At 59.4% G+C, this 15,630-nt stretch carries 12 protein-coding genes; 3 read left to right on the forward strand and 9 right to left on the reverse strand.

Annotated elements, in window-relative coordinates; translation table 11 throughout:
- Nucleotides 1–18 precede the first annotated feature (18 nt).
- The 3 genes from E8K88_RS07570 to E8K88_RS07580 are packed head-to-tail and all read right to left on the reverse strand — an operon-like array spanning nt 19 to nt 2,054.
- Nucleotides 19–852, reverse strand: coding sequence for a prepilin-type N-terminal cleavage/methylation domain-containing protein (locus E8K88_RS07570; protein ID WP_168797274.1), 834 nt, complete (start codon nt 850–852; stop codon nt 19–21).
- A gap of 9 nt (nt 853–861) precedes the next feature.
- The gene (gene pilV, locus E8K88_RS07575; protein WP_136406058.1) at nt 862–1,524 is read right to left on the reverse strand and encodes a type IV pilus modification protein PilV; all 663 of its coding nucleotides are present in this window, start codon (nt 1,522–1,524) and stop codon (nt 862–864) included.
- Nucleotides 1,515–2,054, reverse strand: a complete 540-nt coding sequence (locus tag E8K88_RS07580) for a GspH/FimT family pseudopilin (RefSeq protein ID WP_168797276.1) — start codon at nt 2,052–2,054, stop codon at nt 1,515–1,517. The genes pilV and E8K88_RS07580 overlap by 10 nt, the downstream gene beginning before the upstream one ends.
- Before the next feature lie 166 nt (nt 2,055–2,220).
- Here E8K88_RS07580 and E8K88_RS07585 point away from each other — a divergent pair, with 166 nt between their 5' ends.
- Nucleotides 2,221–3,315, forward strand: coding sequence for an enoyl-CoA hydratase/isomerase family protein (locus E8K88_RS07585; protein ID WP_240754399.1), 1,095 nt, complete (start codon nt 2,221–2,223; stop codon nt 3,313–3,315).
- Nucleotides 3,316–3,584: 269 nt separating this feature from the next.
- On the opposite strand, the gene E8K88_RS07590 is transcribed toward E8K88_RS07585, so the two are convergent.
- Nucleotides 3,585–4,886: an MFS transporter gene (locus E8K88_RS07590; protein WP_136406061.1), complete on the reverse strand. Its 1,302-nt coding sequence runs from the start codon at nt 4,884–4,886 to the stop codon at nt 3,585–3,587.
- 39 nt (nt 4,887–4,925) lie between these two features.
- Entirely contained in the window at nt 4,926–5,861 is a 936-nt protein-coding gene (lhpI, locus tag E8K88_RS07595; protein WP_136406062.1) for a bifunctional Delta(1)-pyrroline-2-carboxylate/Delta(1)-piperideine-2-carboxylate reductase, read from the reverse strand.
- Nucleotides 5,862–6,187: 326 nt separating this feature from the next.
- On the opposite strand from lhpI, the gene E8K88_RS07600 reads away from it, so the two are divergent.
- Nucleotides 6,188–6,916: a FadR/GntR family transcriptional regulator gene (locus tag E8K88_RS07600; protein WP_136406063.1), complete on the forward strand. Its 729-nt coding sequence runs from the start codon at nt 6,188–6,190 to the stop codon at nt 6,914–6,916.
- Between the two features lie 17 nt (nt 6,917–6,933).
- Here E8K88_RS07600 and E8K88_RS07605 read toward each other — a convergent pair whose 3' ends face one another.
- Nucleotides 6,934–7,416 (reverse strand): Lrp/AsnC ligand binding domain-containing protein, encoded by a 483-nt coding sequence (locus E8K88_RS07605; protein ID WP_136406064.1) that lies wholly within the window; start codon nt 7,414–7,416, stop codon nt 6,934–6,936.
- A gap of 178 nt (nt 7,417–7,594) precedes the next feature.
- Between E8K88_RS07605 and putA the strand changes: the two genes are divergently transcribed.
- Nucleotides 7,595–11,416 (forward strand): trifunctional transcriptional regulator/proline dehydrogenase/L-glutamate gamma-semialdehyde dehydrogenase, encoded by a 3,822-nt coding sequence (putA, locus tag E8K88_RS07610; protein WP_136406065.1) that lies wholly within the window; start codon nt 7,595–7,597, stop codon nt 11,414–11,416.
- A 61-nt stretch (nt 11,417–11,477) separates the two neighbouring features.
- Here putA and E8K88_RS07615 read toward each other — a convergent pair whose 3' ends face one another.
- The 3 genes from E8K88_RS07615 to E8K88_RS07625 all read right to left on the reverse strand — a co-directional run bounded on the left by E8K88_RS07615 (nt 11,478) and on the right by E8K88_RS07625 (nt 15,556).
- The gene (locus E8K88_RS07615) at nt 11,478–13,049 is read right to left on the reverse strand and encodes a hypothetical protein (protein WP_136406066.1); all 1,572 of its coding nucleotides are present in this window, start codon (nt 13,047–13,049) and stop codon (nt 11,478–11,480) included.
- Between the two features lie 468 nt (nt 13,050–13,517).
- A complete protein-coding gene (locus E8K88_RS07620) occupies nt 13,518–14,891 on the reverse strand; it encodes an ATP-binding protein (RefSeq protein WP_136406067.1) in 1,374 nt (457 codons plus the stop codon).
- Nucleotides 14,888–15,556 carry a response regulator gene (locus E8K88_RS07625; protein WP_136406068.1) on the reverse strand — a complete coding sequence of 223 codons (669 nt, stop codon included), beginning with the start codon at nt 15,554–15,556 and terminating at the stop codon, nt 14,888–14,890. Before E8K88_RS07625 ends, E8K88_RS07620 begins: the two co-directional genes overlap by 4 nt.
- Nucleotides 15,557–15,630 lie beyond the last annotated feature (74 nt).

Below are 15,630 nucleotides of genomic sequence, written 5' to 3' on the forward strand. Positions count from 1 at the left end.
CTTGATCGTATGCGGTGGCTACGCCGTACGCAGGTAAAACACATTGCGGTAAACACGCCGCAAACGCTGCTGTAATTCGACCGACTCGCCTGCGCAATTGGTCCAGCTGCCTGCAACGCCCTGGAGGCGCTCGTTGCCCTCCATCTCCAGGCACAACTCCACGGCCACGACCCGTGGCGCCCCCACAAGAGTGGAACTCGGCGGTGGCTCGCTGGCCATCGACAGGCTGTCACGGCCTGCCGCATCGCGCTGGGCAATGCGGTAGCGCACTTGCAGCTTGCTGACATTGGCCACCAGCGGCTGCGCAGCAGCGAGCGCCTTGCCATCCACCACGGTTTGGCAGGTCAGCTGCTGGCTGTCGTTGACTGCAAATACAGCGCTGAATTCGCGCGCTGACACGGTATTGCCAAAGCAATCCACATTCACGCCCACGCGACTGCCCGACTGCGTTGCAACGGTCAAACTGTCCGACTCGTTGCCGCCTCCCTGACGGCCGGTCACTATCGGCACTGCACGGTCTTCAAATGCCATCATGGGCAAACCCGCAAATGGGCTTTCTTGCACAGGCTCAAGCGCGCCAGCTTGCCGAATCAGCCGCCCCATCACGGTCAATGCGTAAGCGGCGTCTTGCTGCAAACTGGCCACCTCGCCCGTGGTCGAAGTCACGGCCCTGGACATCAGCAAGGTGCCCAAAGCCGCCGCAATCACCATTACCCCAAGGGTGATGGCCACCAGCAACTCCAGCAGGCTCAGACCGTGTTGCTGCAGGCGATGCGGGAGGCTGGCAGCCGGCCAGCTTGGTGCTGGTCGGTTGGGGCCACGCGTCAATAAAGGGGGCAGTCGATGAAACATGGGCATCCTTTATGGCTGTATGTAGGCCAAGTGGCAGATCATGTTGGCAGGGCATGCCAACGCAGCCGTGCCAGAGCCTTCTACAATCTCAAACGGCATGGAGAACGCTGCATTGCCTGCATGCTCGGCACGCTCGTTGTAAGGCCAGGCCAGCAACACGCCCAGTTGGCGCCGATTGGCCTCATTGCTCGACTCGCTTTGCGACAGGAACGTCATGGCCTGGGCCCCCGGCAAACCCAGCGGCACGTTGCTGCGCCACACCTGAATGTCCCAGACAGCTTGCTGCTCAGCACTGCACACCATGGCGCTACAGTTGTACGTGGGTGCGTTATCAGGCGCGCTCCAATCGGGCAAAGCATAGGCACTGAGCACCGAGAATCGGCCGGGATTGCTTTTGAGCCGCTCTGACAAGTCTTCAATCATGCGAATGGCTTGGGCGCGCTGTACGCTATTGCGGGTGTCTGAGAGAATGCCCAGTTGCATGCCCAGCATGCCAAGCACACCAAATGCCACAATCAGCAAGGCCACCAGCGCTTCAATGAGGGACATGCCGCGCTGCCTGGCCGCTATCGGATGCAGACCGGGCTGCGGACAACCCAAGCGCAAGGGTTGCTGTACGCGTTGCTGGCGGGCGATGGAATGTTTGCATTGCATACTTTGAATCACGTGCATTGTGTGGTGCCTCGCACGGTGCGCACCCGCCCTGCCGAAGACACGCAGACCGTGATCGCTTTGCTGCTATCACCCTGGTTGGCCTGGTGTACCACCACAAAGCTATACGCCCCCAGACCATTGACCTGGCCAAACTGGTTAAAGCTGGTGGTGTTGGTCTCGGGTCTGCGCATAATCACCATGCTTTTGATGGCTTCAACCGTTTGCAGTGTCACCCCATCCTGACCCAGGGTTTGCACGCGCCAGCCACATTGCCACAGGCCTGCAGTCTGGCACTCCGGCCCGTCAATACGCGCCATCTGAACGCCACCAAAACGAGCGGCTTCGCTGCGCGCCAGATAAATACCAGAGACCAGGTTTTCAGCCGCCGTTTTGGTACGCCATCGCTTGACCATGCTGTCAAAGCTGGGCAAGGCCAGCGCCGCCAAAATCGCCGCAATGGCCAATACCACCATCAGCTCAAGCAGGGTGAAGCCGCACTGGCTTGTGCTGCGGGAAACGGATGGGCAGTGCTGGTTCATGGCGAGCATGGTAAAAACGGCTACCATTGACCATGACCTGCGCTGGATAACCGGCAGGTTTCACACGAGCAACGGGCTAAATTGCGTTTCTTTTGTTAAAAAACAATACGGAAACCGTCTTCAAACTGTAGATAGACGATGCACGCCTCACTACAACACCAATCAGGAGTCAAAATTGAGTCAACAAACAGATGTTGTGTCCGAAATTCGCGGACAAGTCGGCTTTATCACCTTGAACCGCCCCAAGGCGCTGAACGCGCTGTCGCTGGGCATGGTGCGCGAGCTCAACCGCATCTTGCTGGACTGGCGCGATAACGCCCAGGTCCTGGCCATTGCCATCCGCGGTCAAGGCCGCGAAGGCGCTTTTGGGGCGTTTTGTGCTGGTGGCGACATCCGTTTTCTGCACCAGGCAGGCAGCGATGGCAATCCCCAGCTGGAAGACTTTTTCACCGAAGAGTACGCACTCAACCACCTGACCCACCACTTGGGCAAGCCCTATATCGCCTTCATGGATGGCGTGGTGATGGGCGGCGGCATGGGCATCTCGCAAGGCGCGAGCCTGCGCGTGGTGACGGAAAACACCAAAATGGCCATGCCAGAAACTGCCATCGGCCTGTTTCCCGATGTGGGAGGCGGCTACTTTCTCAGCCGCACACCGGGCCACATGGGCGAGTACCTGGGCCTGACTGGCCAAGTCTTTCACGCGGCAGACGCCGTCGCCGTACAACTGGCCGATGGCGTAGTGCCTGCTGCGCAATTGCCTGCGCTGTGGGATGGTTTGGCCGGTCAGTTTGACAGCGGCGCAGCCGTCGAAGCTTTTGTGCGCAAACACTTTGTCGAACACACCTCCGCACTGGCCGCTCAGCGCGGCGAGATTGACCAGGTGTTTGGCCTGGAATCGGTCGCAGCCATCATCAACGCACTCGAGAGCCGCAGCGACAGCTGGGCACAAGAGACCGCCAGCCTGTTGCGCAAGCGCTCGCCCCTGATGCTGCATGTGGTGCTTGAGCAAATTCGCCGGGGCCGTGGCATGAGCCTGGCAGACGACCTGCGCATGGAGCGCGACCTGGTGCGCCACTGCTTTTATCTGCGTGCTGAACGGCAAAAAAACAGCGAAACCATCGAAGGCATTCGTGCCTTGGCGGTTGATAAAGACCACCAGCCGCAATGGAAGCCTGCGCGCATTGAAGAGGTCAATGCCGATGAAGTCGCGGCATTTTTTGTCAGCCCCTGGCCGGCTGCCTCGCATCCACTGGCTGCCTTGAATTAAGAACCCACCGCCAGCGCCGCGCCCATAGCCTTGGGTGCGGCCCCTTTTTGCGACTTCAAAAGCCGACTGACACCGTTGGCGGTTTCACGATGGCTTTGCCGCTGCACAGCTGCGCTTGAACTGGTGCGGCAAAAAAATACCCCCCGATGCACACAATCGGGGGTATCAGCCATCTGGAACAGTGGCCAAAGCCACTGTTCACAAGTCAATCGCCTTGCTTGGTACGTGTTCGCCACAGGCATGGCCGCACGCTCCCTACAACGCAGTGCTTAGTTGTCACTGTCTGACGCACTCTTGGCGTAAGCGATAGCGACCAAAGAAATCACCGCTGTGGCAATGATGTAGCAGGCCACCGGCACCCAAGAACCATCGTAGGTTGTGAGCAGCCAGGTCGCCACCAGTGGTGCAGTACCACCAGCCAGCGCAGCGCCAATCTGGTAGCCCAAGGTGATGCCGGTATAGCGCACGCGGGTCGAGAAAATTTCCGAGAACAAGGTGCCCAGGACCGCAGTGATCGGAGCCCAGATCAGACCCAGGCCAATCACCGTCGCAATCACCAAGGTGGTGGTGGTGCGTTGCTCCAGCAGCATGAAGTACGGGAAGGTAAACAGCCCCATCAGCACCGTGCCAATCACAAACATGCGTCGACGGCCAATGCTGTCGGACAGGCGGCCCATGATAGGAATCATCGCCGTGGTGACCAGGGTGGCCACCATCACCGCATTGAGCACCGTGATGCGCTCAAATTTCAACGCGCTGGTGGCGTAGCTGACGATGAAGGTTGAAAAAATATAAAACGGCGCGGTTTCTACAAACTTGATGCCAACTGCCACCAGCACCGAGCGCCAGTGGTAGCGCAAGGTCTCCACAATCGGCATTTTGGCCACATTGCCAGTCGCCTTGGCTTTTTTGAATTCAGGCGTTTCATCAATGCCTTTGCGAATCCACAAACCCAAAAATACCAGCACCGCGCTCAGCAAAAACGGCACGCGCCAGCCCCAGGACAGGAACTGGTCGTCTGGCAACAGGCTCATGAGCATCATCGCCAGTGTGGCCATCACCATGCCAATCGTCACGCCCATTTGCGGCACGCTACCAAACAGGCCTTTGCGGTTCTTGGGCGCGTATTCATAGGCCAGCAGCAAAGCACCGCCCCACTCACCGCCAATGCCCAGGCCTTGAATCAGGCGCAGGACAATCAGCAAAATCGGCGCCCAAATGCCAATCGTGTCGTAGCCAGGCAGCAAGCCAATCGCCACCGTCGCACCGCCCATCAGCGACAGCGTCATCACCAGGGTTTTCTTGCGGCCAATCCGATCGCCAATGTGGGCGAAGATAAAGCCGCCCAGCGGCCGAATGAAAAAGGTCAGCGAGAACGTCAGATACGACAGCATCAAACCCACGACCGGGTCGGTCATCGGGAAAAAGACTTTGTTAAACACCAGCGCCGCGGTCGTGGCGTATAAAAAGTAGTCAAACCATTCGATGGAGCTGCCCATCAGGCTGGCAGCCAGTACCCGTTTATTGGTCGCACCTGAAGAAGGTGCTGCAGTGGTCGTGCTTGCAGTCATGCTAGAGAGAGGTCAAGGGTTAAAGGAAAGAATACGCAATCAAGTGACGGGGCTGTTTTGCAGCAGTTGGCGTGCCAGGCGGCAAGCAGCCAAGTCCCAAGCGGCGGTGCCGACGCTTTTGAATACGATGGGGCGTGTGTGATCAGCGGCCTGGTCCAAGGCGCTGGCCAGACTGCGCACCTGGGCCCAATCAACGCCGGCCTGTATCAGGTCGCCCGCTTCATGTGGCGCGCCGACGATGTCGTCGGCATACAGCACACTGCCAGCCAGGGTGTTCGGGCCAATTTCGGCCATTTCTGGGCGGAATGCGCCCACGCCAATCACCAAACGGCCAGCCAGGGCTGGCAAGTCGTAAATAGCCTGCAAGCTGGTGGTCACGGTGATGACTGCATCCATGGTGTCAGGCAGCGTTTGGTCCACTGCCAGCAATTGCAGGGGCAGCTGGGCGTGCTCGGCGCAGAACGCCTGGGCCTCGGCCAGCTCACGCGCTTTGATGTGCACGGTGCAGCCTGGGTAGCAGTCGGCCAGCGCCTGCAGGTGGTAGCGCGCCTGTGTGCCCGTGCCGTACAACAACACATCGCGCACCTGGCTGGGACCGAGCGTGCGCAGGCCCAGCATCGACACGGCCGCTGTGCGGCGACCCGTGACTTCAGGGCCATCGAGCACAAACAGCGGAATGCCGGTGACCGAATCAAATGCAGTGACCAAGCCGTGAATCGCTGGCAAGGCCCGTGCCGAATTGGCCGGTTGCACGGTGATCAATTTGTGAGCAACGAGGTCTGCAGCAACGGCAGGCATGCTCAGCAAGACCGCGCTGTCGAACGGCACAACCATGCGCTCAGGGCTGTGGATGGCACCGGCTTCATAGTCGCGCATGGTCTGCGCCAATGCATCGATCAAGGCTGGAAAAGGCAGCAGGGCGGCGGTTTGTGCTGCGCTATAGACCTGCAATGGGGCGGTTAATGAGGCGGCCATCGTCATACTCCGTTCTAAAAGTGTGTTTTCGGTTCTTTTTCGAACCAAAATCTCTCATCAATGGGAGAAAAGGCAAATTACATGCCAACAAAATGCAAAAAGTTTCGCTTTATAACCAATTTTGGTTTTAAAAATTTACCAAAATGGTGCTTTTGAAGAAAAACCAAGGGTAAACACCGACCCCATTTGGTGCATTTCGCAAAACGGCCGCCACAAAAGTGACTTTGGTTTGCTGGAAAGACCAATTGCTTTCTTTATTGTTATTGCTTGGGCCACAATTGGGTGGTCACACGCCCTTTCCACACGCAAAAACTATGACCACGGAGATGTCAACCGACGCCAATGGCGTCTTTCGCCCTAAACAGGTCTACGAGCAAGTGGCCGATGAAATTCGGCGCGCGATTGACGAAGGCACGCTGGCCTTGGGCAGTCGGCTGCCGGCCGAGCGCGAGTTGGCCAAGCGCTTCAATGTCAGCCGCCCAGCGGTGCGCGAAGCCATTGGTGCCCTGCAAAACGAAGGCCTGATTGCGACCCGGCAAGGCTCAGGCTCGTATGTCACCGCGCCCCAGTGGCAGATTGCGCCAGAAGGCCAGGCCGAGTTTGGCGCCCACCCTGCCGATATGAGCCCCGTGGCCATTTTGGAGGTGCGCATGATGATTGAGCCAGCCATCATCCAACTGGCTTGCCGCCACCCAGCCAGAGACCTGCAGGCCGAGCGCTACCTGGAGCAAATGGCCGGTATCCGTGACATCAACGACCCACAGCAGCAGCTGCTGTGGAGCGATACCGACCGGCTGTTTCACCGCCAAATCGCCTACATGAGCCGGGACTTGCTGGTGATGAAGCTGGCCGATGAAATCGCCCAAAGCATGGACCAGCCGCTGTGGAAACGCTTGCGCGATGACGGCATATACGAGCCCAAGCGCATCCAGCTGTATGTGGCCGAGCACACGCTGATTTACGACTCGGTGGTGCAAGGCGATGCAGAAGCGGCGAGCTTTTATGTGCGCAAACACCTGGAGCGTGTGCGCGCTGATATTGCGCCAAGCGATTAAGCGCCTGTTGCAGGTGCTCACACCTGCACAAACAGTTTGCTGGAGCTTTTGACCTCATCCATCACCGCGTAAGTGCGGGTCTCTCGCACGCCGGGCAGGCTCCACAACACGCGCGAAGCAAAGTCGCGGTAGGCATCCATATCGGCCACGCGCGTTTTGACCAGGTAATCAAAGCCGCCCGCGACCATATGGCATTCGAGCACCTGCGGATGCGCTTGAATCGCCGCATTGAAGGACTCAAACACATGCGGCGTCGTGCGGTCCAGCAACACCTCGACAAACACCAGCATGCCAATGCCCAGAAGGCGCGGGTTCAGGCGCGCTTCATAACCCAAAATATATTGCTCACGCGTTAAACGCTGCACGCGCGCCAGCGCGGCCGTGGGTGAGAGCGCGACCTCTTCGGCCAATTTCAGATTGGAAATGCGACCATCGTCTTGCAAAGTGCGCAAAATGCGGCGGTCGGTACGGTCTAACGGGTGGACAGAGTCAGAGTGCATGGCAGGACGAGGTGCTGATGGGCAGGTTTGGTCGAGCACAGAGCGTTTTTGAGCAATTCCTCAAAAATACCATTTTTTTAGTTTTAAACACTAAAAATTTGCGCATAAACGAAACAAAAAATTATTTAAAACGGAGATTATTGCGCACATTCACCAACCACTTTTTTTATTTGCTTGTATGTGCCCTACCCCTGTGTCTGCATCCAACCCTTTTGCCGACTTCATCCAGCCTGCAGGCCTGGGGAATGCGCGCTTGCGCACTGCCATTACGCAGGCCTGGCGCCAGCCTGAGCCTGAGGCCGTCGCCCTGGTCACCCAAGGCGCACGCCTGCCAGCCGATGTCGCGCAAGCCAGCAGCCGCTTGGCCAGCCGCCTGGCACAGACCCTGCGCGAGCGCAAAAGCCAAGGCGGGCGGGCGGGCCTGGTGCAAAGCCTGCTGCAGGAATACGCTCTGTCGTCCCAAGAAGGCGTGGCGCTGATGTGCCTGGCCGAAGCGCTGCTGCGCATCCCCGATGTGGCCACACGCGACGCCCTGATCCGTGACAAAGTCGCCAATGGCCAGTGGGCCGCCCACCTGGGCCATAGCCGCTCAATGTTTGTCAACGCCGCCACCTGGGGCCTGCTGATCACTGGCAAGCTGGTGGGCACACACAGCGAAACCGGCTTGTCGTCGGCCTTGGGCCGCTTGATCAATGTGGGCGGTGAGCCCTTGATTCGCAAAAGCGTCGACATGGCCATGCGCATGATGGGCGAGCAGTTCGTCACTGGCGAGACCATTGCGCAAGCGCTCGCCAACGGCCAAACCCATGAAGCCCAAGGCTTTCGTTATTCGTATGACATGCTGGGCGAAGCGGCTGTGAACGCCCGCGATGCTGAGCGTTATCTGCGTGACTATGAGCAGGCCATCCATGCGATTGGCAAAGCCTCCAATGGGCGCGGCGTGTACGAGGGGCCGGGCATCTCCATCAAGCTCTCGGCCTTGCACCCACGCTACAGCCGTGCCCAGTACGACCGCGTCATGGCCGAGCTGTATGTAGTGCTGGTGCGCCTGTGTGCGCTGGCCAAGCGCTACGACATTGGCCTGAACATCGATGCCGAAGAGGCCGACCGTCTGGAGATCTCGCTGGACCTGCTGGAGCAGCTCGCATTTGAGCCGCAACTGCAAGGCTGGCAAGGCCTGGGCTTTGTGATCCAGGCCTACCAAAAACGCTGCCCTTACGTGATCGACTATCTGGTGGACTTGGCCCAGCGCAGCCAGCGCCGCCTGATGGTGCGGCTGGTCAAAGGCGCCTACTGGGACTCGGAGATCAAACGCGCCCAAGTCGATGGCCAGGCCGACTACCCGGTCTACACCCGCAAAGCCTATACCGACGCCTCCTACCTGCATTGCGCACGCAAGCTGCTGGCCGAGCCCCAGGCAATTTACCCGCAGTTTGCCACCCACAACGCGCACTCGGTCGCCGCTATTTACACCTTGGCAGATCCAGCCAGCTACTACCCAGGCCAGTATGAATTCCAGTGCCTGCACGGCATGGGCGAGCCCTTGTACGAGCAAGTCGTAGGTGCTGCCACCGCTGGCAAACTGGGCAGACCTTGCCGCATTTACGCCCCGGTCGGCACACACGAAACCTTGCTGGCCTATCTGGTGCGGCGCTTGCTGGAAAACGGCGCGAACACCTCGTTTGTCAACCGCATAGCCGATACCCGCATTCCGATTGCCGAGCTGGTGCAAGACCCGATCACCACCATCGATGCCTACACCCAACAAGAAGGCACACAAGGCCTGCCCCACCCAGCCATTGCCCTGCCACGCCAGCTGTATGGCCAGGCACGCCTGAATTCAAAGGGCCTGGATTTGAGCGACGAGCTGGCCCTGGAGCGCTTGCACCACAGCCTGAGCAGCCGCGCCACGGAGATGCTGCTGGCCGAGCCCATGCTGGCAGAAGGCATGCACACAGACACGCAGCAAGCGCCACACCCCATCGTGAACCCAGCGAACCACCAGGACATCGTCGGCCATAGCCGCGATGCGACGCAGGCTGAAGTGGGCTATGCGTTGGCAGCCGCCCAAGCCGAGGCTGCCGCTTGGGCGAGCACACCGGCAGCAGAGCGCGCAGCCATGCTGCAGCGCGCTGCCGACGCGCTGGAAGCAGACATGCCAGGCCTGATGGCCATCTTGATGCGCGAAGCAGGTAAAACCGCCTCCAACGCGATTGCCGAAGTGCGCGAAGCGGTGGACTTTTTGCGCTATTACGCGCTGCAAGTGCACAACCAGTGGGATGCAAGCACCCATGTACCGCTGGGGCCTGTGGTCTGTATCAGCCCCTGGAACTTCCCATTGGCGATTTTTCTGGGCCAAATTTCAGCGGCACTGGCAGCCGGCAACGTAGTCCTGGCCAAGCCTGCCGAGCAAACGCCGTTGATTGCAGCGCAAGGCGTGCGCGCCTTGTGGGCCGCAGGCGTGCCCCGTGCGGCGCTGCAACTGCTGCCCGGTGATGGCGCCAGCGTAGGCGCGCAACTGGTCGCTGATGCGCGCGTGCAAGGCGTGTTGTTCACCGGCTCGACCGAAGTTGCGCGCCTGCTGCAACGCAATCTGGCCGAACGCACTGGCGCACATGGCCGCGCCATCCCGCTGATTGCCGAGACCGGTGGGCAAAACGCGATGCTGGTTGACTCATCGGCCCTGCTGGAGCAGGTCGCAGGCGATGTACTCAACTCGGCGTTTGACAGCGCCGGCCAACGTTGCTCGGCCTTGCGCGTGTTGTGCGTACAAGACGATGTGGCCGACCGCCTGCTGGAGATGCTGCTGGGCGCAATGGACGAGTTGCGCGTGGGCAACCCTGCCGCGCTGGCCTGCGACGTCGGCCCGGTGATCGACCAGGACGCACAAGCGGTGATCGAGCAACATATCGCCAACATGCGCAGCCAGGGCCGCAAAGTCCACCGTGCCCACCGCGTGGCCAAAGGCGAGGCCGCACCACTGGCCCAAGGCACTTATGTGTTGCCAACGGTGATCGAGATCGCCAACATCCACGAATTACAGCGCGAAGTGTTTGGCCCGGTCGTGCATTTCTTGCGCTACCGCCGCGAAGACTTGCCTGGCCTCATGGCACAAATCAACGGCACAGGCTACGGCCTGACGATGGGCTTGCACACCCGCATTGACGAAACCATCGCCCAAGTCACCGCCGCCGCGCACGCAGGCAACCTCTACGTCAACCGCAATATGGTCGGCGCCGTGGTGGGCGTGCAACCGTTTGGTGGTGAGGGCCTGTCTGGCACCGGCCCCAAAGCCGGTGGCCCGCTGTACCTGTACCGCCTGCTTGCCCAGGCACCGGCGCAGGTGCTGCGCGCAGCGGCCGCGCACACGGCAGCAGCTCCGGCCACACCACCAGTGCCAGCCGTTGCAGCGACCAAGCAGCCAGCATCAGAAGCCTTCAAGGCCTTGTTGGCTTGGGCACTGCAGCGCGGTGCAGGACAGCCCCAGCAGACTGCAGCCACTGACTGGCAGGCATGGCACAACACCTTGCCCACCACCTGGCAACACGCATTGACAGGCCCGACAGGAGAAAACAACCTCTACCGCTGGCTGCCGCGTGAGCGCGTGCTGTGCTTGGCAGAGCAAGAGGCGGATCTGTTGGCCCAACTCGCAGCCGTGCTGCTGGTGGGCAGCAAAGCAGTCTGGCCAGCGCAATGGCAAGCGCTGTGGCACAACTTGCCTGCCGCAGTGCAGGCTCAGGTGGTGCTGGCACAAGCCTGGCAAGGGCCTGAGGTGCAGATTGATTTGGCGCTGTTGCATGGCAAACAGCAAGATCTGCTGGCCGTGCAGCGCCAGCTGGCGCAGCGCCCAGGCGCCATTGTGGCGGTCGAGTTCTGGGATATTGACGCAGCCGCCAACAAGCCATGGACACCCCCATTCGAGCGATTGGTGGTGGAGCGTGCGCTGAGCGTGAATACGGCAGCGGCTGGGGGCAATGCGTCGTTGATGGCGATGGCGTAATCATCTTGCCCACTGTGTGCATTGCGCACCCAGTGGGCAAGCGCATGAATCAGCCGCAACCTCAGTCCAGCGGCACATTCCCTAAGCCAGTCAAATTACCATGGCGATCACGCACGCGTACAAAGTTGTGCGACATCACAAACTCATCAGAAAAATCAATATCGTAAACGCCATCGCTCGACCGATTGAATAAACACCGAGCGCGCTGTGTCTCTGCATTCAACTGGCAGCGCACTGAGCCCTCCTCATTCCTTGCCACATCCCCATCCATGCGGTTGAGAGTGACAGTCAAAGGCCCACCAAGCCTTGCAAACGATGGAACATACCACTCGCCAAAGAACCTGTCCTCCAAGCTCTGTGGAGACTCCAATGGAATGCGTTGCATCAACTTGGCTTCTTCACCTGGAAACTGCACCATGGCTTGTGCCAAGGTAGCGCTCCGGGCACCCGAGACGCTCACCAAGACGTCTCCTGCATCTTGCACTAAATATGCACTGGCGGGATCCCCACCTACACTGCGGCCACCACCATACTGCTGCAGGCTAAAACGGGTGCTGCTAGTATCACTGTATTCGGATTCCGCTGCATAGCTGCCGACCCCCATATGGAAGGTCGGCTGTCCATTCGCTTGGTAGCCAAAAACCTGCATGACCATCTTGCCGCCCTGCACATCTAAGCTAATGCCCCGGCCTGGTTTACTTGTCAATTCATCTTTTATCACCCAGGTGCCATTGCTGGGCAAATAACTTGGTTGCTGGCCATAAGGAACAGATCCTTGACCATACGTTTCTACGCCACGACTGCAACAGCCTCCAAGAATCACTGCGCCGGGGGGAAAGAAAGCTTCGGTATTGACGCCCTGCAGCTGTAATGGCGCAGCGCCTTCGGCTTGCAGCGTGAGGATGCCTGTCACTTGGGCTCCAACCAATCGAAACTCAGCCTCCTTGACTACAGGTGAGCTCGTCTGACTCACTGCAATACAGTGGATGCTTTGCGTTTGTGCTGGACGCGTGCATTCCAAATTGCTCCTGCTAGATTCATTGCTCAGGCTCAGCTGCATAGGATCAGTAGCGCCCCACTGAAGCATCGCCCGCCAAGCATTGACCACCTGCCCTTGTTCATTCAAACCAAGCCAACGGGCATCGCGAGTCACCCCTTGCCACTGTTCGGTCTTGTAATGGGGAGCATCACGCTGTGCAAAAAGAAAACGCTCAATCTCGCGTTCTGGCTCACCGGGCAATTGAATCGTGCCCTGTAGTCCATTGCTAAAACGCAGTATCACATCGCCCAAGCTGTGGTCTTCTACTGCATCGCGCGGCCCACTGCCAAAGCTGCGCCCTCCCGTGTAGCGCACCAACGGAGCGGTGACCGTATCGCCCTGCATTTGGCCTACTGCGGTATAGAACGTGGCGTCACCGTTTTGTTCGTAGCCGTAGACCTGCATGATGAAGGTATTGCCTTGCACATCAATGGCTAAGCCACGGCCAGGATTGCCATCGACCTCTTCACTGATGACCCAAGTGCCCGCTTGGGGCGTGAAATCACGCGCGGCCCAACTGGCCACGCTGGCGAGTGCAAGCACAGATGCCAGTACGGTACTGCGTAAGATTTGAATGCGGGTGGTATGCGTCACTGTGACTCCTGATTGTGAATCCATGGCAAAGGGTGTTGATGTCTCACTCCAACGGTTGCTTCGCCTGCAATCCATAACTGCAGACAAAGAATCAAGCTCCCACGGCGATTACAGCATGATCAAGTGCGACGCTGCAACCAACACTCAATATCTCTGCCGGTTGAGACGCACCATGCGACTGAAACGCGCGCGCAATGTGGTGTTCTTTTCTCAACAAGACACGCTAAGCCAGAAGTACTGGCATGGTGAGCGATGTGGGGATTGGCTTACAAATTCGCTTGGCGCGTAGCAATGAAGCCATTCGACACAAACAGATCAGCGGTATTGAAAACAGCGCCCCAGAGCTAGCCACCATCTACGATGGCGGTCGACGGCATAATCAAAAAGTGAAGTTTGTCAGTACCATATAAAAAACGCGCTCAAAGATTGTGCTGTACGCGCCAGCAAGCGGTGCGTCTGCACTGCGGCTCACGCCTGCCCACTACTGTCTGCCCAGTCCTGGGAACTGTGCTGTGCATGCGTTATTGGCAGGACAATCTCAGCCCGCAGGCCGCCGCCCGGGCGTGGCTTGAATGCCAATGAGCCACCAAACCGCGCAACAATCGCATGCACAATCGAAATGCCCAGGCCTGCGCCATCCTGGCTGCTGCGCCCCTGATCGCCGCGCCAGAAACGCTGGCCAATCTGGCCGACTTGCGCACTGGTCAGGCCTGGGCCTCGATCCAGCACCGCAATCGTGCAATGCTGCAACGCCTGATCGACCGATACCTGCAGCTCGACTGCAGCGTCTGTGCTGGAGTATCGCAGTGCGTTATCCACTAAGTTGCGCACTGCCGTCTCCAGCATCGACCTAGGCACAGCAACGCTGGTGTCTTGATCGAGTTGCACAGACAGCCGTTGGTAGTCCTCACCGCGGCACTGCTGCAGCGCAGCGTGCACCGCAGCAGAGACGGCGCTGAAGCCCTGCTCCGAATCGGCGCCGGCCTCTGCGCGGGCCAATACCATCATTTGGTCAAGCGTGCGTCGCAACCGCTTGACGCCTTGCTCTGCGCTGGCCAGGGCCAGTGCCACATCCTCACCCTCGCTGAGCTGGGCAACCTGAAGATGCGTATCGATCACCGTCAAAGGTGTGCGCAACTCATGTGCTGCGCCATCGGTGAATGCACGCTGGCTCGCCAGTGCGCCGGCCAGGCGGTGCAGCAATCCATTCATCGCGGCCAGCACCGGCTGCAGCTCAGCAGGAGAATGCCTGAGAACGATCGGCGAAGTGTCATCCGCATGCTTGTCGCGCAACTGTTGTGACAAGGCCTTGAGCGGCACCAGGCCACGCCCGATGCCGATCCACAAAGCGGCGAGTCCGCCAAGAAAGGCAATCAGAAAAGGCACACCTGCAACACGCAATAGCTCATGGATCAGCACATCGCGCTCATCCAAGCGGTCTGCGGTAGTGACTTGGTAACCATTGGCACGGTGCACATACATGCGCCACAGATGGCCTTGCACATTGCGCGTACTAAAGCCTGTGGGCAAACTCTCGAATTCCGAATGCGGGCCTGCAGTGGTGCGCGCCAAGACTTCGCCCCGCAAGGAGCGGATCTCGCAGGCAATGCCTTCTTCACCACTGACACGCACGGCCTCGGCAAAATCGCCCGTCACCGTGCTCGGCGCCAAGGCCGCACGCTCAAGCAAGCCTGACACCATGCGCGCTGACATCGCCAGGCGGCCATCGAGTGTGCGGTCCAGATTGGCATGCACGCCGCGCACCATCCAGCCAGCCGCCCCCGCCCAGAGCGCCAACAGCGCAATCCCCGTGATTATCACGGCACGCAGACGCAAGCTCATGGTGTCAGCCTCCAGCCGAGGCGGTAGCCCAGTCCCCTGGCGGTCTCAATGGCATCGCCGCCCAGTTTGCGGCGGATATTATGGATATGCACGTTCAGCGCATTGCGGCCAATTTCTGCCTCCAGACCAAACAGGCGCTCGTTGAGCGTCTCCACAGAGACCCAGCGCCCAGAGGCATTGGCCAGCTGCGCCAGCACATCGACCTCACGGCGTGACAAGCTGACTGGCACACCATCCAACCAAGCCAGACCGCTGTCTGGCTCCAGCTGCAGTGGGCCCGCCTCGATCCGTTGTGCGGCACGTCCTTGCGTGCGCCTGACCAAGGCGTGCAAGCGCGCTGCCAGCTCACGCAAATCAAAGGGCTTGACCATATAATCATCTGCACCACCATGCAGGCCCTTGAGTCGGTGCTCTATGGCGTCGCGGGCTGTCAGAATCAATACAGGCAAATCAGGCTCAACTGCACGCATGCTGGCCAATAAATCCAAGCCATCCCGATCCGGCAAGCCCAGGTCCAGCACCAGCACATGAAAGCTCTGCTGGGCCTGTGCGGCTTCCGCCTCTTGTGCAGAACCCACGTGCCGAACCTCCATGCCATGTTGGCGCAAGCCCACGACAACCCCCTTGCCAATCAGCTCGTCATCCTCTACCAGCAGCACCCGCATCTTCACCCCATTTGGACTTGATCAGACGCTGATGGTATGCAAAAAAAACACTTTGTACAGCGGTAGCAAATACT

The sequence above is a fragment of the Lampropedia aestuarii genome, assembly GCF_004803635.1.
Lineage (GTDB): Bacteria > Pseudomonadota > Gammaproteobacteria > Burkholderiales > Burkholderiaceae_C > Lampropedia > Lampropedia aestuarii.